Source organism: Streptomyces sp. NPDC047108 (assembly GCF_040643575.1).
GTDB lineage: Bacteria > Actinomycetota > Actinomycetes > Streptomycetales > Streptomycetaceae > Streptomyces.
Map to the genome: position 1 here is coordinate 350,551 of NZ_JBEYUP010000005.1, position 19,733 is coordinate 370,283.

The window sequence follows — 19,733 nt, forward strand, 5'->3', positions numbered from 1 at the left end:
TCACGCCGAAAGCCCTGTGGATAACTCCTCGCATATGGTCCTACGAATGCTGTGGACGAAGGTTGTCCACAGGTCGGGCGGCTCGTTCGCGCGATGTCGGTGCCATCCGGTTGCATGGGGGCATGAGCAACGAAGACCTGCGTTCGTCGGCCGATGCCGTACTCGCCCGCCTCGTCGGCGACCCGGGCGGGACCGCCCGGCTGCGTGAGGACCAGTGGCGGGCGATCGAGGCGCTGGTCGCCGATCGCCGCCGGGCCCTCGTCGTCCAGCGCACCGGCTGGGGCAAGTCGGCGGTGTACTTCGTCGCCACCGCGCTGCTCCGGGCCCGCGGCAGCGGCCCCACGGTGATCGTCTCGCCCCTGCTCGCGCTCATGCGCAACCAGATCGAGGCCGCCGAGCGCGCAGGGATCCGCGCGCGCACCATCAACTCGGCGAACACCGAGCAGTGGGACACCGTCCAGGCGGAAGTGGCGTCCGGCGAAGTCGACGTGCTGCTGGTGAGCCCGGAGCGGCTGAACAACCCCGACTTCCGCGACCAGGTGCTGCCGAAGCTCGCCGCGGGCACCGGCCTCCTCGTCGTCGACGAAGCCCACTGCATCTCGGACTGGGGACACGACTTCCGCCCGGACTACCGGCGGCTGCGCACCATGCTCACCGACCTGCCGCCAGGGGTTCCGGTCCTCGCCACCACGGCGACGGCCAATGCGCGGGTCACGGCCGACGTCGCCGAACAGCTCGGCACCGGCGGCACAGCCTCCGAGGCTCTGGTCCTGCGCGGCCCGCTGGACCGGGAGAGCCTCAGCCTCGGCGTGCTGCGCCTGCAGGACGCCGCTCATCGGCTGGCCTGGCTCGCCGACCATCTCGACGACCTCCCGGGCTCGGGAATCATCTACACCCTGACCGTGGCGGCGGCGGAAGAGGTGACGGCCTTCCTCCGGCACCGCGGGCACATGGTCGCCTCGTACTCCGGGAAGACCGAGGACGCGGACCGGAGGACCGCCGAAGCCGATCTGCTGGGGAACCGTGTGAAGGCTCTGGTCGCCACCTCGGCCCTCGGTATGGGCTTCGACAAGCCGGACCTGGGCTTCGTCGTGCACCTCGGGTCGCCCTCGTCGCCCATCGCGTACTACCAGCAGGTGGGGCGTGCAGGGCGCGGCGTGGAGCATGCCGAGGTGCTGCTGCTCCCCGGTCAGGAGGACGAGGCGATCTGGCGGTACTTCGCCTCACTTGCCTTCCCCGCCGAGGAGCAGGTGCGTCGTACGCTGGACGTCCTCGAGCAGGCGGGCCGGCCGGTGTCCCTGCCTGCCCTCGAGCCCCAGGTCGACCTCCGGCGTTCACGGCTGGAGACGATGCTCAAGGTGCTCGACGTGGACGGCGCGGTGCGCCGCGTCCGCGGCGGCTGGACCGCGACGGGCCAGCCGTGGACCTACGACGCGGAGCGCTACGCCTGGGTGGCCCGCCAGCGCGAAGCCGAGCAGCAGGCGATGCGCGACTACGCCGCCGCGAGCACCTGCCGGATGGAGTTCCTGAGGCAGCAGCTGGACGACGAGGGCGCTTCCCCGTGCGGACGCTGCGACAACTGCGCCGGCGCGCGCTTCACCACCGACGTCTCGACGGCCACGCTGGAAGCCGCCCGCGGCGAGCTCGGACGGCCCGGCGTCGAGGTGGAGCCGCGCCGGATGTGGCCGACCGGGCTGGCCGCTGTGGGGGTGGACCTCAAGGGCCGCATCCCCGCGGGCGAACAGGCCTACCCCGGCCGGGCCCTCGGGCGCCTCTCCGACATCGGGTGGGGAAACCGGCTGCGGCCGATGCTGTCCGCGCAGAGCGGTGACGGCCCGGTTCCGCCTGATGTGGCCGAGGCGATCGTGACCGTGCTCGCCGACTGGGCCAAGGGTCCCGGGGGTTGGGCATCAGGGGCTCCGGATGCGCCGAGCAGGCCGGTGGGTGTGGTCACCCTGGCGTCCCGCACCCGCCCTCAGCTCATCGGCTCGCTCGGTGAACACATTGCGACGGTCGGCAGGATGCCCCTCCTCGGGTCGGTCGCGTACACCGACGAGACGACGGACACCCGGGTTCCGCGCACCAACAGTGCCCAGCGGCTCCGGGCGCTGCACGGTGCGTTGACCGTGTCCCCCGATCTCTCCGGGCAGTTGGCGGCCGCCTCCGGCCCGGTGCTGCTGGTGGACGACCTGGCCGACACCGGGTGGACGCTCGCTGTGGCGGCCCGGCTGCTCGTCAGAGCTGGTGCGCAGGGGGTGTTCCCACTGGTCCTGGCTGTGCAGGGCTGAGCGGGAGGCAGCCGGGGACAGGCAAGGTCGAGGGAACGGAGGAAATAGGCCGCGCTTCGCCTGATACCGGTCGCTTGCGCAAACGTCTCATTGCCGCTCGCCGTGACGGCGGCAAGAATTGGAGGTGTCCCCGCGCCGGCCTGTCGCCCGGCAGGGCGCGTCGCGGCGCGCTCCGACCAGCCCCCGCCCGGCTCACGGGTGAGCAGACCGAAGGAGGACCGTGACACCCGGCTTCCCTCCGTCGTCCGCCACGTCCTTCTCCAGCACCAACGGTTCCCATGCTCAGCTCGGCAGGATGCTGCAGCCTTCGGAGTGGGCCGATGCCGGAATTCCCCTGCTGCGCAGTCCCCGTGAGATCGTCACAGGCCTCCACAGCCGCCACCAGCCGATGCCCTCCACCGCGGTCGTGGCCGTCCTCGACACGGACGAGAGAGTCGCCGCCAGCGCGTCGTTCGCTCGCGCGGGCAGTGCGGCCGACGGCTGGGTGTTCCGGAATGCCCTGCTCACCCAGCTGCGCCGGATCATTCCGCACGACCTGCGCCGCCGCGTACCGGTCCGCACCGCGATGCTCCTCTACTGCCGGGAGGGCGACGGACAGTGGACCGAGGAGGACGGCGCGTGGATGTGGGGACTGCGTGACGCCTGCACGCTGCACGGCCTGCGCTGCGGCGCGTACGTCACGCTGACGCGGGACGGCTGGCAGGTGTTCGGCGAGGAGCGTGGAGGCCGCCGCCCCCACGCGTTCTCCAAGCCCGTGGACGACCGCAAGCCCGCCGAGCGGTGGGAGACGGCTCCCGTCACCGGCCCCCGCTCCGTGGACGGCGCACCCTCCACGCACTCACCGCGCTCCCGGAACTCCGGCCACTCCCCGAAGGGCGACGACCCGGAGGTGCCGCGGCGCGCGGCCGCACGCTGACGCGCGTAGCGAGAGGCGACAGAGGCTCCGCCCACAAGGTCACCGGCCTGAACCGGTCACCGTCCGGCACCGGAGGGGATCGCCGGCCGACCGCCCGCTACCCGCCGCAGGACAGCGAGGCGTGCGTCAGGTCCCCGTCGCAGCAGCGCGCCGCCGCACCCGGCCACGGCTCCGCCCGTACGGCGTCCGCACCAGTTCGTACAGCGGCAGCACATGCGCGTACCGCTGCACGCGCCGGTACGCCGTCACACCGCGAGCCGTCGCGCTCGTGCCCCGCCGGGGCCGTAGTCCTTCAGGGCACACCACACCGGGCTCTGTCACCCGGGAGCGGAGCACCCGGAAGCTCAGACTCCGGCGCCGACGAGCGAGTTGATGCGCTGCGGGTCGCCGCAGACGATCAGGAGCACCCCCGCCTTGGCCATGGCAGCGGGCAGCGCGCAGGCAGCGGCGTCGTCCGGACCGCCGTTCACCGCGACGACCACCACGGGGCGCCCCGAGGCTCGCTCGGCGGCCGCGGCATCGGCGTAGAAGACGTCGTCGCCCGCGTCGTGCTGAGCCCAGTAGGCGGTCTCGCCGAAGGACAACTCGTGCGCCGCCCACGGGTGCTGTTCGCCCGTGGTCAACACGAGGACTTCCTGAGGCGCACGGCCGGAGTCCAGGAGAAGGTCCACGGCTTCCTCGGCCGCGTCCAGGGCTCCGTCCGCGGTGGCCGGGATGAGCTGGATCTGCGGAACCGCGGCGGGAGCCGGGGACTTGGCCGCTTCACGCGGGCCACGCTGGGCCGGTGGTGCGGCGGGGCCACGCTGCGGACCGGGCGGGCCGGGCCGCTTGCCGGCAGGCCGGGGTCCGGGAGCGGGGACAGGACGGGGGGTCGGCGCGGTCCGGCCGGCGGCCGGAGAGACGCGGGGACCCGGGACGCTCTCGTGAATCTGAGGCTCCTCGGGGATGAGAGGCATGAACTGATGTCTATCAAACACCGGTGCGGTTCGCATCGGCGGGGCGGGGTGTAAATGGGACGGTCGCTCAGAAGTCGAAGCCGAGCTGCCCTCCGGACTCCAGCTCCGGGTCCCCCGCCACGGCCCGCTTGAGGCGGAGATGCCGCCAGCGCGGCAGCGCTTCCCAGTACGCCCAGGACATCCGGTGGTGGGCCGTCGGCCCCAGCTCCTCCAGGGCCGCGCGGTGCACCGGCGAGGGGTATCCGGCATTCGCGGTGAAGCCGAAGTCCGGGCAGTCCACACCCAGTTCGGCCATCATCGCGTCCCGCCGCACCTTCGCGATCACCGAGGCGGCCGCGACGGAGATGCACGACTGGTCGCCCTTGATGACCGTACGGACCCGCCAGGGCGCACCGAGGTAGTTGTGCTTGCCGTCGAGGATCACGGCGTCGGGCTGAACCGGCAGAGCGGAAAGCGCCCGTACGGCCGCGAGACGCAACGCCGCCGTCATCCCCAACTCGTCGATCTCGTGGGGCGAAGAGTGCCCCAGTGCATGCGCCGAGACCCACTTCTCCAGCACTCCGGCCAGCGCGGTGCGCCGCTTCGGGGTGAGCAGCTTGGAATCCGTCAGGCCCTCGGGCGCGCGGCGGAGGCCGGTGATCGCGGCGCACACCGTGACCGGTCCGGCCCAGGCGCCCCGCCCGACCTCGTCGATACCGGCGACGACGCGGGCGTCCGTGGTGGCGCGGAGTGAGCGCTCGACGCGGTGAGTAGGCGGTTCGTACGGCATGGCGCCCATTAGATTACGCCGCCCGGGCGCCGGTGCGGCACGGGGGCGGAAGGCGCGGGCGAGCGGCGGACGGACCGCGGCCCGGCGTGCGGACAGGCCCTTTCGGGAGACGCACGTCAGGCGTTGAAGAAACGGTTCGCGCCCGGGGTCGAGGAGGGGCAGGACACCGGTCCGGGAGTCCGACGGGGAGATCTGACCCCCGGGCCCGGTCAGGCAGAGACGACGGGCGCCCAGACCGGCAGCGGTTCGGTGCGTTCCTGCCAGTCGGCCGGCGGTGCTCCGGCCCCCGCGGACGCGAGGATTCCGCCCACGATCGCGCACGTGGTGTCCATGTCGCCGCCCACCTGCGCCGTGGTCCAGAAGGCTCCGCCGAAGTCGCCGAGGTGACGGGCCGCGGCCCAGAGCGTGAAGGGCACGGTGTCGTGCGCGCTCGTACGCCGACCTGAGCCGAGGACGGCGGCGACCGTACCGGCGTCGCCGTAGTCGAGCATGTCGCGGGCGCGCCGCAGCCCTGCCTGCACCGCGCTGCGCGGTACGAGTTCGATCACGCCGTCGAGCAGCGCCTCGGGCCCGGTGCCGCCCGCCGGGTCGGCCACCAGGGCCGCCGCGGCGGCGACCGCCATGGTCCCCGCGACCGCCTCGCGGTGCTGGTGCGTGGTGTAGGAGGAGATCTCCGCCTGTTGGATGGCCTGCTCCGCGTCACCCCCGTACCAGGCGCCGAGCGGCGCGATCCGCATGGCCGCGCCGTTGCCCCACGACCCCTGGCCGTTGAAGAGGGCGGAGGACAGTTCACGCCAGTCCCCGCCCTCGCGGATCAGCCGCAGCATCCGGTTGACGGCCGGGCCGTAGCCCCGGTCGAAGTCGTGGTGCTCGGCGAAGGAGCGCGCCAGCGCATCCTGGTCGATCCGGCCGTGCTCGACGAGCACCGCCAGTACGGAACAAGCCATCTCCGTGTCGTCGGTCCACTGCCAGAGGCCCGGCGGCAGCTCGCGCCGCTTCAGTGCCGGATAGTTCGACGGCACGAAGAACTGGGAGCCCAGGGCATCGCCCACGGCCAGCCCGCGCAAGCTCGCGAGGGCGCGGTCGCGGCGTTGCGTAAGAGGGTGATCAGCGGTCATCGCACGGACACTCTATCCGGTGGTGTCGTACGACTCCGGGGTGCACCAGCGCTCGAATGGCCTGTCCAGGCGGTACTTGCCCCCCGATTCCAGGACCAGGGTCCGGAACTCTCCGTTCCCCGGATTCGAGAGCGACTCGAATTCGGCCACGCTCCAGTGGAACCATCGCATGCAGAAGAGCCGCATGGTCAGGCCATGGGTGACCAGCAGCACATTGGGCGGGTGGTCGGGATCCTCGAAGCTGCGGTGCAGGCTCTCCAGGAACGCGCCGACCCGGTCATAGACGTCCGCTCCGGACTCACCCTGCGCCAGCCGGTAGAAGAAGTGCCCGTACCTGTCGCGGTTGACCTTCTGCTTGCGCACGTCCTGGGCGTCCTGCCAGTTGCCCCAGTCCTGCTCGCGCAGGCGCGGTTCCTCGCGCATCCGCACGCGCCGGGGGTCGAGGTCCAGGGCCTTGAAGGTCTGGTGCGTCCGCCGGTACGGCGAGACGTAGGCGCTGACCCGCTCCTCGCCGAACATCGCCCGCAGCTGGTCCCCGGCTTCCTTGGCCTGCCGCCAACCCTTGTCCGTCAGGTGGAGACCATGATCGGGAACACGTTCGTAAACCGTGTCATCGGCATTGCCCTCCGACTCTCCGTGCCGGAGGAGGACGATGCGACGCGGCCGTGCCATGACGCCACCCTAGTTCCACGGTCCGGCGCCCGCCCCGTCATCGGACGGACTCGCCCCGGCCCGGACCGCGGTTCCCGGTTCACACGGACCAGGTGGGTTCGAGCGCGACGACATCTCCGGCCAGTCCGGACACATCGGCCTCGATCTGGGTCCGCAGAGCGAGCCGTTCCACGCGCTCCTGACGGTACTTCCCGTGCTCGGCAGCCGAGTCCCAGAGCGAGAGCACCAGGAACTCGTTGCCGGGCGCCTCCCCGAACACCCCGCGCAGCATGCCGGGCGACCCGGCCATGGCCGGGTTCCACACCTTCTCCTGCATCAGTGTGAAGTGATCGACCCGTTCCTCGCGCACCCGGCAGTGCGCCACGCGCGCCACGTCCGCGTCGGAGAAGACCGGCCGGAATCCGACCTTGACATCGAAGCGGTGCTCGAAGAGCCGCACCCGGGTGTCCTTGTACGTGCCGGACTGGGCGGCGGCAAGCCGGTCGTGCGAGCGCGCCATGAAGGAGTCGTAGAGGGCCCGGCTCTCCCAGAAGGCGAAGAGATGCGCGACGTCGGGCCGCGCCCGGCTCCAGCCGCCACCCTGCCCCCGGAACCCCGGCTCGCCGAGCAGCCCCGCCCATTTACGCTGCCCCCGCGCGAAACCTCGGCGGTCAACCACAGTGCAGCGAATCCACTTGACCAGCACCGCGCCATCGTAGTGGGCGACGGCCGGTGGCCGGATCCACTTGCCGAACCGCATGATCCGTACAACGCCGGAGGGGGTGACGACCGTTGGGTCGTCACCCCCTCCCAGGGCTCCGCGCCGTCAGCGGATGGGCTTCACCCGACCACGGCGCACGGCCTCAAGCCGTCAGCTGCAGCCGCTCGTCGAGCCGCATCCCTCGCAGAGGTAGCAGCTCCCGGCCCGCCGCATCTTGGTGCCGCAGGAGAAGCAGAGCGGGGCGTCCGCGTTCAGTCCGAGCTGCATCTCGACCAGTTCGGTGGAGCTGTGCGCCTCCTTGGGTGCCGGCACCGCTGCCGTCACCTCGGGCTTCGGCGACTCCGGCGAGGCCTTCTCCGGCACCTCGACGTGGCGCGGCGCGGACTGGGCGAGCCCCTCCACGTCGACCTCGTCGTCGCCCGGCTCGTACGACCCGGTCTCCAGGTGGCGCTGACGCTCCTCGGCCGAGTGGATGCCGAGCGCCGACCGCGTCTCGAACGGCAGGAAGTCCAGCGCCAGGCGGCGGAAGATGTAGTCGACGATCGACTGCGCCATCCGCACGTCCGGGTCGTCGGTCATACCGGCCGGCTCGAACCGCATGTTGGTGAACTTCGAGACGTAGGTCTCCAGCGGCACGCCGTACTGCAGGCCGACGGAGACGGCGATGGAGAAGGCGTCCATCATGCCCGCGAGGGTCGAGCCCTGCTTGGACATCTTCAGGAAGACCTCACCGAGGCCGTCGTCCGGGTAGGAGTTGGCCGTCATGTAGCCCTCGGCGCCGCCCACCGTGAAGGAGGTGGTGATGCCGGGACGCCCCTTCGGCAGGCGCTTGCGGACCGGGCGGTACTCCACGACCTTCTCCGGCACCGCGACGGTCTCGGCCTTCTTCTCCTCCTTCTTCTTGGCGGAGAGCGGCTGGCCGACCTTGCAGTTGTCGCGGTAGATCGCGAGCGCCTTCAGCCCGAGCTTCCAGCCTTCGAAGTAGATCTCCTCGATCTCCTCGACGGTGGCGGTCTCCGGCATGTTGACGGTCTTGGAGATCGCGCCGGACAGGAACGGCTGGGCCGCCGCCATCATGCGGACGTGTCCCATCGGCGAGATGGAGCGCTCGCCCATGGCGCAGTCGAAGACCTCGTAGTGCTCGGGGCGCAGGCCCGGTGCGTCGATCACATTGCCGTGGTCGGCGATGTGGGCGACGATCGCCTCCACCTGCTCCGGCTGGTAGCCGAGACGCTTCAGCGCCTTGGGGACCGTGTTGTTCACGATCTGCATCGAGCCGCCGCCGACGAGCTTCTTGAACTTGACCAGGGCCAGGTCCGGCTCGACGCCCGTGGTGTCGCAGTCCATCATCAGGCCGATGGTGCCCGTCGGAGCCAGCACGGACGCCTGGGCGTTGCGGAAGCCGTGCTTCGCGCCGAGCCGGACGACGTCCTGCCACGCCTCGGTTGCCGCGGCCCAGACCGGGGTGTCCAGGTCGTCCATGCGCTTGGCGGCGCCGTTGGCGTCCGCGTGCTGCCGCATGACGCGCTGGTGGGCGTCGGAGTTGCGGGCGTATCCGTCGTACGCGCCCACGACCGCGGCCATTTCGGCGGAGCGCTTGTACGAGGTGCCGGTCATCAGCGAGGTGATGGCACCGGCGAGCGCGCGGCCGCCGTCGGAGTCGTACGCGTGGCCCGTGGCCATGAGCAGGGCGCCGAGGTTGGCGTAGCCGATGCCCAACTGGCGGAAGGCGCGCGTGGTCTCGCCGATCTTCTCGGTCGGGAAGTCGGCGAAGGAGATGGAGATGTCCATCGCCGTGATGACCAGCTCGACGACCTTCGCGAAGGTCTCGGCGTCGAACGACTGGTTGCCCAGGTCGTCGTCGCGCAGGAACTTCATGAGGTTCAGCGAGGCGAGGTTGCACGAGGAGTTGTCCAGGTGCATGTACTCGCTGCACGGGTTGGAGGCGGTGATCCGGCCCGTCTCCGGCGAGGTGTGCCAGTGGTTGATGGTGTCGTCGTACTGGATGCCGGGGTCGGCGCAGGCCCAGGCGGCCTCGGCCATCTTGCGGAAGAGGGACTTGGCGTCGACCTCCTCCAGGACCTCACCGGTCATCCGTCCGCGCAGCCCGAACTGCGAGCCGGACTCCACGGCCTTCATGAACTCCGAGTTCACCCGGACCGAGTTGTTGGCGTTCTGGTACTGGACGGACGTGATGTCGTCGCCGCCCAGGTCCATGTCGAAGCCCGCGTCGCGCAGGGCGCGGATCTTCTCCTCCTCCTTCACCTTGGTCTCGATGAAGGCCTCGACGTCCGGGTGGTCGACGTCCAGGACGACCATCTTGGCGGCGCGGCGGGTGGCGCCGCCGGACTTGATCGTGCCGGCGGAGGCGTCCGCACCACGCATGAAGGAGACGGGGCCGGAGGCGTTGCCGCCCGAGGAGAGCAGCTCCTTGGACGAGCGGATGCGGGAGAGGTTCAGGCCGGCGCCGGAGCCGCCCTTGAAGATCATCCCCTCTTCCTTGTACCAGTCGAGGATCGACTCCATCGAGTCGTCGACGGAGAGGATGAAACAGGCCGAGACCTGCTGCGGCTGCTGCGTGCCAACGTTGAACCAGACCGGGGAGTTGAAGCTGAACACCTGGTGCAGCAGGGCATAGGTGAGCTCGTGGTCGAAGATCTCGGCGTCCGCCGGGGAGGCGAAGTAGCCGTGGACCTCGCCCGCCTTGCGGTAGGTCTTCACGACGCGGTCGATGAGCTGCTTCAGGCTCGACTCGCGGCCGGGCGATCCGACGGCACCGCGGAAGTACTTGCTGGTGACGATGTTGACCGCGTTCACCGACCAGAAGTCGGGGAACTCGACACCGCGCTGCTCGAAGTTGACCGAACCGTCACGCCAGTTGGTCATGACGACGTCGCGGCGTTCCCAGACCACCTCGTCGTACGGGTGCACGCCGGGGGTGGTGTGAATGCGCTCGACACGCAGCCCCTTGCTCGCCTTGCTGCCCTTGGCACGGGAGCTTCGTGCCGGGCCGCTCGTCGTCTCTGTCACTGCCGCCTCCCTGTACGGGCATAACGCCCTGACGTGCCTGTTTCTTCCCCCAGGCACTGTGTCTGTTCTGTGCCCCGGCGCATCTGCGCGCCCAGGGCGGGTCCGATGGTGCCGCCGGTCAACCGGCGGCAGTGGTGGTGGTCGGGGCAGGAGCCTCCGTGTCCCCCGCGGGCCCGTCCGCGTCGGCCGGCTGCCGCTGCTCGCGCAGCTCGGTGACCGCGGCCTCGAAGTCCTCGAGCGAGTCGAACGCCCGGTACACGGACGCGAAGCGCAGGTAGGCGACGAGATCGAGCTCCTGGAGCGGGCCGAGTATCGCCAGCCCGACGTCATGGGTGGACAGCTCGGCGCTGCCGGTGGCGCGCACCGCCTCCTCGACCCGCTGGCCGAGCTTGGCGAGGGCGTCCTCGGTGACGGGCCGACCCTGGCATGCCTTGCGCACGCCGGCGATGACCTTGTCACGACTGAACGGTTCGGTGACCCCGCTCCGCTTGATCACCATGAGTGACGCCGTCTCCACTGTCGTGAAGCGGCGGGAGCAGTCCGGGCACTGACGGCGCCGGCGGATCGACGTCCCGTCGTCGGTGGTGCGGCTGTCCACGACGCGGCTGTCGGGGTGTCGGCAGAAGGGGCAGTGCAACGGTCTTCACCCTCCCTGAAACCCTGTGAACGTCGAACGGCAGCACAGCACGGCTGCACGGCTCCGCAGACCCGCGAAGGGCCTCGGAAGCAGCCTCAATCATAGGCCATAACTGCGGTCGTTGAGGACCGCGGACCACAACTTGTGGGCGACCGCCGCACATCTAACCACTAGATCTGGTGGTTGCCCGTCAAGCGCGTCCACAGCGTGTCGCGCGAAGGGGCGACAGGAGAGGCGGCAACAGGAGACTACGGGAGCGCGCACGTATATCGTCACGCGGGTCGCAGGTGCCACACTGGCCACAGCCCGGCGACACTCCCGCCGGCCCCCGCGAGCCGGCCCGGACGGAATCCGTTCCGAGTGAACCGGCCCCGCCCATACACCTCTGCACTTGATCTCGTCAGGTGATCTGGGAAATTTCACTCGAACGTGTGTTTGGCGCAACCTTTCGAAACCAACTACCGTTGTGTCACTGGGGAGAACCATCTCGAGAGGGGCCGACGTGACCACCACCGCAGACAGCGCCACCATCACTGCCCAGGACCGCTCCCAGCACCGATTCGAGCAGAGCCACCCGATGAACGACGCGACCACGAACCCCGAGGGGCAGAAGCCCGTACGCTCGCTTCCCGGTCGACCTCCGGGGATCCGGGCCGACAGTTCCGGTCTCACCGACCGGCAGCGCCGGGTCATCGAGGTCATCCGGGACTCCGTGCAGCGGCGTGGCTACCCTCCGTCCATGCGGGAGATCGGCCAGGCAGTGGGCCTCTCGAGCACCTCGTCCGTCGCGCACCAGCTCATGGCGCTGGAGCGCAAGGGCTTCCTGCGCCGCGACCCGCACCGCCCACGGGCGTACGAGGTCCGCGGCTCGGACGGGCCGACGAGCCAGCCGACCGACACCACCGGCAAGCCCGCCGCGTCCTACGTCCCGCTGGTCGGCCGTATCGCGGCCGGCGGTCCGATCCTCGCCGAGGAGTCCGTCGAGGACGTCTTCCCTCTCCCCCGTCAACTGGTCGGTGACGGCGAGCTGTTCGTGCTCAAGGTGGTCGGCGACTCGATGGTCGAAGCGGCGATCTGCGACGGCGACTGGGTCACCGTCCGCCGCCAGCCGGTCGCGGAGAACGGGGACATCGTCGCCGCGATGCTCGAAGGCGAGGCCACCGTGAAGCGTTTCAAGCGGGAGGACGGCCATGTCTGGCTGATCCCGCACAACTCCGCGTACCAGCCGATCCCCGGCGACGAGGCCACGATCCTCGGCAAGGTGGTCGCGGTGCTGCGGCGGGTCTGACGCGCCCCTCACGACCGGGCCCCGGAATCCACTGCGCCGGTTCCGGGGCCCGCTGCATGTCCGCGCACGGTCCTACCATGCCGAGGATCCGCGTCGCGCCGTACGCGACGGCCCGTTGACGCCGTACGCCCGCCGTTCACCCCGCCACAGCAGGCAACGCACACCACACGGGTAGCCCTGAAGCACGTGGATGCGTCAAGGTGTCTCCGCTCCCGCCTACCGCTCCGCGAGCGCCGCGGCATCGATCGCCGCCAGGGACCGGCGCACCTGATTGCGGTCGGTCGTGTACCAGAAGTCCGGCATGGACGCCTTGAGGAAGCCGCCGTAGCGAGCCGTGGCCAGTCGCGGGTCGAGGACCGCCACTACCCCGCGGTCCCCCGACGCCCGGACGAGCCGCCCCGCGCCCTGCGCCATCAGCAGGGCGGCATGTGTCGCCGCGACCGCCATGAAGCCATTGCCGCCCGCGTCCTCAACGGCCTTCTGCCGGGCGCTCATCAGCGGGTCGTCGGGGCGCGGGAACGGGATGCGGTCCATGACGACCAGCTGGCAGTTCACCCCGGGCACATCGACGCCCTGCCACAGGGACAAGGTGCCGAACAGGCACGTACGGGCGTCGTCGGAGAACGTACGGATCAGCTCGCCCAGGGTTTCCTCGCCCTGCAGCAGAATCGGCATGTCCAGGCGTGCGCGCAGGGCCTCCGCCGCGGCCTGGGCGCCGCGCATCGACGAGAAGAGACCGAGGGTGCGTCCACCGGCCGCCTCCACGAGCTCCGCGAGCTCGTCGAGCATGTCGGTACGGCTGCCCTCGCGGCCCGGCTGGGCGAGGTGGCGGGCGACATAGAGGATGCCCTGCTTGCGGTAGTCGAACGGCGATCCGACGTCGAGGCCCTTCCAGGGTGGGCTCGTCTTCGTGTCGTCGGCATCGGCCGTCGACGTCCCGCCCGCGTTCCCCGTGTCCTCGGACGAGGCGTCGTCCGACGGTACGGTGCGGCTTCCAGGGGCCGGGAGACCGTTCGTCACGGTCTCCGGAGGCAGGCCGAGCGAGGCCCCCACACCGTTGAAGTCGCCACCCAGCTTCAGGGTGGCCGAGGTCAGCACCACACTGCGGTCCGCGAACAGCTTCTCGCGCAGCAGCCCGGAGACGGAGAGCGGCGCGACCCGCAGCGATGCCCCGAACCGGTCGTGCCGCTCGTACCAGACGACGTCGTACTCCGAGGCGGCCGCGACGCGCTCCGCGACGGCATGGACGTTCTCGATGGACGCGAGGGCCTGCTTGCGGACCGCGTCCTCGTCCTGCACGGACTTGTCCCGCGTGTTGCCCAGGGCCGTGATCACCGTGCGGGACGCGTCGCGCAGGGACATCAGGGCGTACGCGAGGTCCTCGGGGACCTCCTCAAGCCGGCCAGGCAGGGCCAGCTCCATGATCCGCTCGAAGCTCTCGGCCGCGGTCTGCAGGGCGTCACCGGCCTTCTCGTTGACCAGCTTGGCGGCTCGGCGGACCGCCCGGTTCACGCCGCCCGGGGTGAGCTCACCGGTGGCGGCTCCGGTGACGCGGGAGACCAGTTCGTGCGCCTCGTCGACGACCAGCACCTCATGGCTGGGCAGTACGGGGGCGCCCTCGATCGCGTCGATCGCGAGCAACGCGTGGTTGGTGACGACGACATCGGCGAGCTTCGCCCGCTCCCGCGCGGCTTCGGCGAAGCACTCCGCGCCGTAGGCGCACTTGGAGGCGCCCAGGCATTCACGGGAGGTGACCGACACCTGGGACCACGCCCGGTCCGAGACGCCGGGGGTCAGTGCGTCCCGGTCGCCGGTCTCGGTCTCGTCCGCCCAGTCCCGCATCCGCAGCAGGTCCTGACCGAGCTTGCTGGTGGGGGCGGCGGACTCGAAGACGTCGAAGAGACCCTCCTCCTCGTCCTGCGGCGCGCCCTCATGGAGCCGGTGCAGGCACAGGTAGTTGGAGCGGCCCTTGAGCATGGCGAACTGGGGGCGCCGGCGCAGCAGCGGATGCAACGACTCGACCGTGCGCGGCAGATCCCGCTCCACGAGCTGGCGCTGGAGGGCGAGCGTCGCCGTGGCGACGACGACGCGCTCGCCGTGCGCCAGCGCGGGCACGAGATAGCCGAGCGATTTGCCGGTGCCGGTCCCGGCCTGGACGAGCAGATGGGATCCGTCGTCGATCGCCTCGGCGACGGCTTCGGCCATGGTGACCTGACCAGGGCGCTCGGTGCCGCCGACGGCGGTGACGGCGGCGTGGAGCAGGTCGGAGAGGGAGGGCTTCGTCATAGCGCGAACCACCCTACGGGGCGGCACTGACATCGCGTCCGCACCGCTGGCGGAGGGGGTTCGGGACGGTGCCATGGACAGCGGCGTGGGGCCGCTCGGGCCGGTCGCGGTAGCCGTCGAGGTGCAGACGGTTGCGGTTGAGACACAGACGCTCGATGCGCGGCGTGAGGAGGTCGAAGGTCTCGAAGCGGTCCTTGAGCTCCGGGAACCGCGCGTGATGCGCGAGGATCTCGGCCCGTACGAGCGACCAGAAAGCCGTCTCGGGCACCCCCAGGTGCTCGGCGCAGAGCGGTGCGAGGTAGCGGAACACACCGACGAACAGGCCGGAGTGGATGAACTGGGTGAGGAATCCGGGCCGCTCGGTGAGCAGCACGGACCGCACGTCGTCGGGCATGCCGGCCAGCTCGGGCAACGGCTCGGCGCTGATGTTGACGTCATCGACGAAGTCCTTCATCGCCAGGCGGACGGGCACGTCACGCTCGTCGAAGACGACGATGGCGTTCTCCCCGTGCGGCGAGAAGACGGTGCCGTAGCGGTAGAGGAAACGCAGCAGCGGGGGCAGCAGAGCGGCGAAGAGACGGCGCAGCCAGACGGTCGGTTCGAGTCCGGAACGGCGGACGAGCTCGGCCGTGAAGGAGTGGCCCTGAGAGTCCGTGAGGAGGAGCGAGGCGAGGGTGCGTGCCCGCTCGCCCGCGTCGAGGTGGGCCGCCAGAGGTTCGCGCCAGATACACCCGAGGAGTTCGCGGTACTGGTAGGGGACACCAGGCAGCCGGTCGTACAGCGGGTGCTCGACGGTGACGGAGGCGGTCTCGCCCAGCAGGACCACCCGCGTCTCGTCCCTCAGGAACGGGTCGGCGTCACGCAAACCGTGCACCCAGCCGGTGACGGCGGGCGCGGCCAGGGTGCGTGCGGTGGGCAGGCCGCGCCACACCAGGGTGTTGAGGATGGACAGCGGGAGCTTGACGGTCCGGGCGCGTGGCCGGGTGGTGTTGAGGAAGGTGCGGATGGACTGCTGGGGGAGCCGGAGATCCTCGTCCTCCGGCAGCGGGATGATCGTTCCTTCGGCGATCTGCGGCGCGAAGAGCGAAGCGACGCACTCGTCCCACTGCCACGGGTGCACGGGCAGATAGAGGTGGTCGGCCGGGTCGCGGTGGCGCTCGGCGACGATGCGCTCGAAGGCCTCGCGGGTCCGGGGCGTGAGCTCTTCGGCGTAGAGCCGGTCCGGCGCGGCGAGCGCGGGGACGCCCCGGTACCGAGCGGCGTCCCGGTGAACCGCGAGCCAGGGCAGGCGCTGGGGACTACGGGCCTCGGGTGCCCACCGCGCGGCGTCGGTCGCGGAGAAGCCCATGCGGCCCTTGTTGACCACGATCCAGGGGTGGCCTGTCTGGTGGCCTTCCAGCTCCGCGTAGCCGAGGTCGGCGAGATCGGTGACGCTCGCGGACGTGGCGCCGATCCGGGTGTCGGCGGCGAGTGTGGCGGTGAGTTCGCGGATGAGGTGGCCGGTGGTGTCACCGGTCAGGCCGAGGACGGTGTCGTGGGCCTGGGCGACGAACTCGAGGGGGTCGGCGGTCGGGATGATGGAGTCGGGATCGACGCGCCAGTGGTCGTAGGAGCCTCGACGGGCGCGGAAGCGATAGGTGACCGCGTCGTTCACGGTGAGCCGGTAGGCGAGTGGATCTGCATCGTCCGGTTCCGGCGTGATCACCCCTTCGTACGCGAACTCGGCCAGCATCTTGGCGAAAAGGCGGCGGGATGCTCGGTGCCAGGCGTCGGGGTGCGGCTGGAGTGACGGGCGCAAGGTCGGGGCTCCTCGGGCGGAACGGGGGGGAGTTGGGCCGCCGGGTGGACGCGGCGGGTGGTGTTTCCGGGCGGTCGTCCCGGCGGGTGGGGGATGCGGTGGGGGCTGGTACGGGGTGGGGGTTGGGTGCGGTGGGGGTTGGGTGCGGTGGGGGTTGGGTGCGGTTCCGGTACGGGGTGGGGTCGGGGTTCGGCCTCGGTACGGGGCGGAGGGCGTGGCGCGGATGCGCCCCCGGTCCGCCTGCATCGACGGGGGATGCGAGGCGGAACCGGACCGGGCCGAGCGGTGTAAAGGAAGCAGTGGAGCAATCAGCGGGCCGGGACGGCCCGGGTCAGAGGAGGTGGCGGTGGAGACGGTCGCGAACCATCAGTGCGGCCCGCTTGCCGGGCAGTTCGAGCTCGGCCTGGAAGCGGAAGCCCGCGCCGAGAAAGGCCGCCACGGACGGGGTGTTGCGAATGTCCGGCTCGGCGATCACGCGTGTGCAGGCCGGGCGATGGTCGAGGATCAGGTCGGAGACGGCGCGCAGCAGTCCTGTGCCGAAGCCACGGCCGCGGTCGCCGACGGCACCGATGAGCAGATGAAGACCCGTGTCGTGCGGGCGCGCGGCATAGTGCCGGGCGATCGGGTCGAGGTCGGCGCGATAGACCTCCCAATAGCTCATCGGTGTGCCGTCGAGGACACCGAGACACGGCACACTCCGGCCGTCGCCCTCGATTTGGGCACGTAGGTGGGCGGCGGCGATCTCGTCGGGGCCTGCGAGGTCCCAGAACGCGGCTACGGCCGGGTCGTTCATCCACCGCGAGATGAGCGCAAGATCGCGGTCGATCCGGACGGGGACGAGCTCGAAGGGGCGTGAGCCGCTCGGGGCTGGCCCCCAGGCGGAGAGGTCGTCGAGCAGGTCGGGTCCTGCCCACGGCGGTCGCGTTCGTGAGGAGGTGCCGGGGCGCGTATCGGCGCGCGCCAGGAGGGCACGCTCCTCGGCGATCAGCGCGGCGAGTTCGTCGCGCAGATGCAGATCGAGGGTGTCGTCGGTGCTGGAGCTGGGGCTCCGATCGGTGCTGGAGTCCGCGGTCGGCACAGTGACGCCCTCCTCTCGTCGGTCTCGTGGGGCTCACGGTGCTCAGGGGACGCGTGAGGGGCGTGGGTGAGGTGGACGGCATGAGTGAGGTGGTCGGCATGGGTGAGGTGAGTTGCATGAGTGAGGTGAAGGGCGTGGGTCGCGTGGACCTCATGGATCTCGTCGGTCTCCTCGGTCCCATCGGTCTCGGGGTCATGCCGCGGCAGTGGCAAGGGGGTTGGGGATGGTGACGTAGACGGACTGGGTGTCGACCGGGCCGACCAGTTCGTCGAGGCCGTGCAGACGTGTGAGGAGATTCGCCTTGCACCGGAGGGTGGTGGATTCGAGGAGGAGAGCGGGCAGAGGTGAGCCCGTCCCCGTGCCGTCCGATGCGGCGTCGCCGAGGAATCGGCGGACGGCGGCGAGCAGAAGGCCCTCGTCGGCCAGACGTTGGGAACCGAAAGCTCCGATCAGGCCGAGGACGTTGTTGATGCCGAGGTAGTACGCGAAGCGCTCGTCGGTGACCGTGTCGGAGACGAAGGTGTCGCTCTCGATGCCGATGCCGGGGAGCCTCCGGTCGAGTGCGTCCCGGTAGGACTCGCGGAAGTAGTAGCCCTGGTTGTCGCGGTAGCGGCCGCCGACGGGCCAGCCGTCGGCGTCCAGGACCACCAGCGTGTTCTGCTGGTGCGCCTCGAGTGCCACACCGGCCCTTCCGTCGAGCCAGAGGACGGGACGGACGACGGTCTCGAGGTAGCGCAGGAACCACTCGGCGGACACCGCTGCCGACGAGCGGCCTGTGTCGGCCGCGAGCCGGGACACGATGTCCGCGAGACGGGACCGCATCAGGGGAACGCCACAGGCCTCCGCTCCGGGCCAGGGCCGGGGAGAGGTCAGCGCGGCAACGCACAGGACGTCGTCCCCCGGGCCGAACGGGTTGTGCCGGATCACCGTGTCCAGACCGGCCAGAGGTGTGCCGTCCGGTGCGTTGACGGCGATCCATGCGGGGTCACGGACGATGTCGAAGGAGGGGTGGCTGCTGCGCCACTGCCGCCCGAGCCCGGCGCGGAGCAGACGGTGCACCTCGACACCGCGGCGGAGTTCCTTGCGGAGGTTCTCCCGGCGGGAGTTGGTGATGCGCAGCCCGAGGGAGAGCTTCAGCATGGCGGCGGTCCCAGGCTGGTGCACCGTTCGTACGGAGGAGGTGGGGTACCAGGGCTCTCCGGCGATGCCGAGGTCGTGCAGCAGCCCGGCGTCGAGGAGTTCCGCGACGGCGGGGCGCTCCATGACGTCGCGCGCCTGCCAGGGGTGGAGAGGCAACGGCACTGTGCTGTCCGGCAGGTGCGGGTCGATGTCGGTCAGGCTCGAGACGAGCTGCTCGACCGGTACGGGCCGCCCGCCTTCGGTCCAGGCCGAGTCGCCCGCGAGTACGGCTCGGTCGACGGCCATCCAGTGCAGGGGGAAGCAGCCGCCCGACTCGGGTGAGAAGGCGCGGGACTCGGTGTCGGAAAGCCCTTGGCGGCTCTTGGGAGTGGGGTGGAGCGGGTGTCCGAGGACGAGGGACTGTTCGGAGTCCAGGAACGGGTGGCCGGTGACGGACAGAGCGGGGCGGCTCCGCCGGTCGGCGATGAAGCCGGCGGTGCGGTACACCGAGTCGGCGACCCTGCTCACGAGTTCGGTGCACTCCGCGCCTGGCCCGTCCGGGGCCCCGTGGGCCGACTCCCGGCCCAGCAGCGCCGCAAGGGTCACGGCGTCGACGACGGGAGCGCCCGGGGGCCCGTTCTCCAGCACGGGGGCGCCGAATCGGTGCCATCCGGTGGCGGACCAGTACCGGACGGGGACGAGGAGGGCGGCACCGCTGGCGTGGAGCGGAATCCTCAGGAGATCACCATCCGGGGGTGGCGTGGCGTTCTCCCGCGTCCAGCAGCGCAGAAGGTTCTCGACGGACGCGGCATCGGCTGCGGTCAGAGCATCGGGCTGGTCCAGCGGGTCGCGAGCGACCGCATGGGCATGATTCGGGCCGGCCTGCCCCGGCACGGTGCGGTCGATGGTGAGCGCTGCGGTCGTGGGGCCCTGGTGTGGGTCCATGGTGTGATCGGCGTGCTGCTCGAGGCGCTGAGGCCATGGCAACGGCGCCTTCCTCCTTCGGCTATGAGCAGGGGGAGTGACGCGATTGGCGGGGCCGGGGTATGCGTTCTCCGACCCCGGCGGTCCGTCGCGA

Annotated in this window: 14 protein-coding genes; 3 read left to right on the forward strand and 11 right to left on the reverse strand. The window is 70.8% G+C overall.

What is annotated here, in order from left to right:
- Window positions 1–122 precede the first annotated feature (122 nt).
- Together ABZ822_RS14545 and ABZ822_RS14550 are read left to right on the forward strand one after the other, a co-directional pair.
- Complete coding sequence (locus tag ABZ822_RS14545; RefSeq protein ID WP_360852309.1) at window positions 123–2,288, forward strand: RecQ family ATP-dependent DNA helicase; 2,166 nt, start codon at window positions 123–125, stop codon at window positions 2,286–2,288.
- 220 nt (window positions 2,289–2,508) lie between these two features.
- A complete protein-coding gene (locus tag ABZ822_RS14550; protein WP_360852311.1) occupies window positions 2,509–3,204 on the forward strand; it encodes a hypothetical protein in 696 nt (231 codons plus the stop codon).
- 344 nt (window positions 3,205–3,548) lie between these two features.
- Here the strand turns inward: ABZ822_RS14550 and ABZ822_RS14555 are convergent, their stop codons facing one another.
- The 7 genes from ABZ822_RS14555 to nrdR all read right to left on the reverse strand — a co-directional run bounded on the left by ABZ822_RS14555 (window position 3,549) and on the right by nrdR (window position 11,086).
- Window positions 3,549–4,160 (reverse strand): hypothetical protein, encoded by a 612-nt coding sequence (locus ABZ822_RS14555; protein WP_360852314.1) that lies wholly within the window; start codon window positions 4,158–4,160, stop codon window positions 3,549–3,551.
- A gap of 67 nt (window positions 4,161–4,227) precedes the next feature.
- On the reverse strand, window positions 4,228–4,929 hold the full coding sequence (locus ABZ822_RS14560) for a ribonuclease HII (protein WP_360852317.1): 702 nt from the start codon (window positions 4,927–4,929) through the stop codon (window positions 4,228–4,230).
- 209 nt (window positions 4,930–5,138) lie between these two features.
- Window positions 5,139–6,047: an ADP-ribosylglycohydrolase family protein gene (locus ABZ822_RS14565; RefSeq protein ID WP_360852320.1), complete on the reverse strand. Its 909-nt coding sequence runs from the start codon at window positions 6,045–6,047 to the stop codon at window positions 5,139–5,141.
- A 12-nt stretch (window positions 6,048–6,059) separates the two neighbouring features.
- Window positions 6,060–6,719 carry a phosphoglycerate mutase family protein gene (locus ABZ822_RS14570; protein ID WP_360852323.1) on the reverse strand — a complete coding sequence of 220 codons (660 nt, stop codon included), beginning with the start codon at window positions 6,717–6,719 and terminating at the stop codon, window positions 6,060–6,062.
- A 79-nt stretch (window positions 6,720–6,798) separates the two neighbouring features.
- Window positions 6,799–7,404, reverse strand: a complete 606-nt coding sequence (locus ABZ822_RS14575; protein ID WP_360852451.1) for a YdbC family protein — start codon at window positions 7,402–7,404, stop codon at window positions 6,799–6,801.
- Between the two features lie 165 nt (window positions 7,405–7,569).
- The gene (locus ABZ822_RS14580) at window positions 7,570–10,449 is read right to left on the reverse strand and encodes a vitamin B12-dependent ribonucleotide reductase (protein ID WP_360852326.1); all 2,880 of its coding nucleotides are present in this window, start codon (window positions 10,447–10,449) and stop codon (window positions 7,570–7,572) included.
- 118 nt (window positions 10,450–10,567) lie between these two features.
- Window positions 10,568–11,086, reverse strand: coding sequence for a transcriptional regulator NrdR (gene nrdR / locus ABZ822_RS14585; protein WP_360852329.1), 519 nt, complete (start codon window positions 11,084–11,086; stop codon window positions 10,568–10,570).
- A 502-nt stretch (window positions 11,087–11,588) separates the two neighbouring features.
- Here nrdR and lexA point away from each other — a divergent pair.
- Entirely contained in the window at window positions 11,589–12,374 is a 786-nt protein-coding gene (gene lexA / locus ABZ822_RS14590; RefSeq protein ID WP_360852332.1) for a transcriptional repressor LexA, read from the forward strand.
- A gap of 216 nt (window positions 12,375–12,590) precedes the next feature.
- Here lexA and ABZ822_RS14595 read toward each other — a convergent pair whose 3' ends face one another.
- The 4 genes from ABZ822_RS14595 to ABZ822_RS14610 all read right to left on the reverse strand — a co-directional run bounded on the left by ABZ822_RS14595 (window position 12,591) and on the right by ABZ822_RS14610 (window position 19,642).
- Window positions 12,591–14,660 carry an ATP-dependent DNA helicase gene (locus tag ABZ822_RS14595; protein WP_360852335.1) on the reverse strand — a complete coding sequence of 690 codons (2,070 nt, stop codon included), beginning with the start codon at window positions 14,658–14,660 and terminating at the stop codon, window positions 12,591–12,593.
- Window positions 14,661–14,673: 13 nt separating this feature from the next.
- A complete protein-coding gene (locus ABZ822_RS14600; RefSeq protein WP_360852338.1) occupies window positions 14,674–16,458 on the reverse strand; it encodes an IucA/IucC family siderophore biosynthesis protein in 1,785 nt (594 codons plus the stop codon).
- 331 nt (window positions 16,459–16,789) lie between these two features.
- Window positions 16,790–17,536: a GNAT family N-acetyltransferase gene (locus ABZ822_RS14605; protein WP_360852341.1), complete on the reverse strand. Its 747-nt coding sequence runs from the start codon at window positions 17,534–17,536 to the stop codon at window positions 16,790–16,792.
- A 192-nt stretch (window positions 17,537–17,728) separates the two neighbouring features.
- Window positions 17,729–19,642 (reverse strand): IucA/IucC family protein, encoded by a 1,914-nt coding sequence (locus tag ABZ822_RS14610; RefSeq protein WP_360852344.1) that lies wholly within the window; start codon window positions 19,640–19,642, stop codon window positions 17,729–17,731.
- Window positions 19,643–19,733 lie beyond the last annotated feature (91 nt).

Excerpts from the sequence above, each read along its gene's own strand:
- ABZ822_RS14595 (WP_360852335.1), bottom strand. The coding sequence starts at position 14,660 with ATGACGAAGCCCTCCCTCTCCGACCTGCTCCACGCCGCCGTCACCGCC.
- ABZ822_RS14555 (WP_360852314.1), bottom strand. The coding sequence starts at position 4,160 with ATGCCTCTCATCCCCGAGGAGCCTCAGATTCACGAGAGCGTCCCGGGT.
- ABZ822_RS14570 (WP_360852323.1), bottom strand. The coding sequence starts at position 6,719 with ATGGCACGGCCGCGTCGCATCGTCCTCCTCCGGCACGGAGAGTCGGAG.
- ABZ822_RS14545 (WP_360852309.1), top strand. The coding sequence starts at position 123 with ATGAGCAACGAAGACCTGCGTTCGTCGGCCGATGCCGTACTCGCCCGC.
- ABZ822_RS14560 (WP_360852317.1), bottom strand. The coding sequence starts at position 4,929 with ATGCCGTACGAACCGCCTACTCACCGCGTCGAGCGCTCACTCCGCGCC.
- ABZ822_RS14565 (WP_360852320.1), bottom strand. The coding sequence starts at position 6,047 with ATGACCGCTGATCACCCTCTTACGCAACGCCGCGACCGCGCCCTCGCG.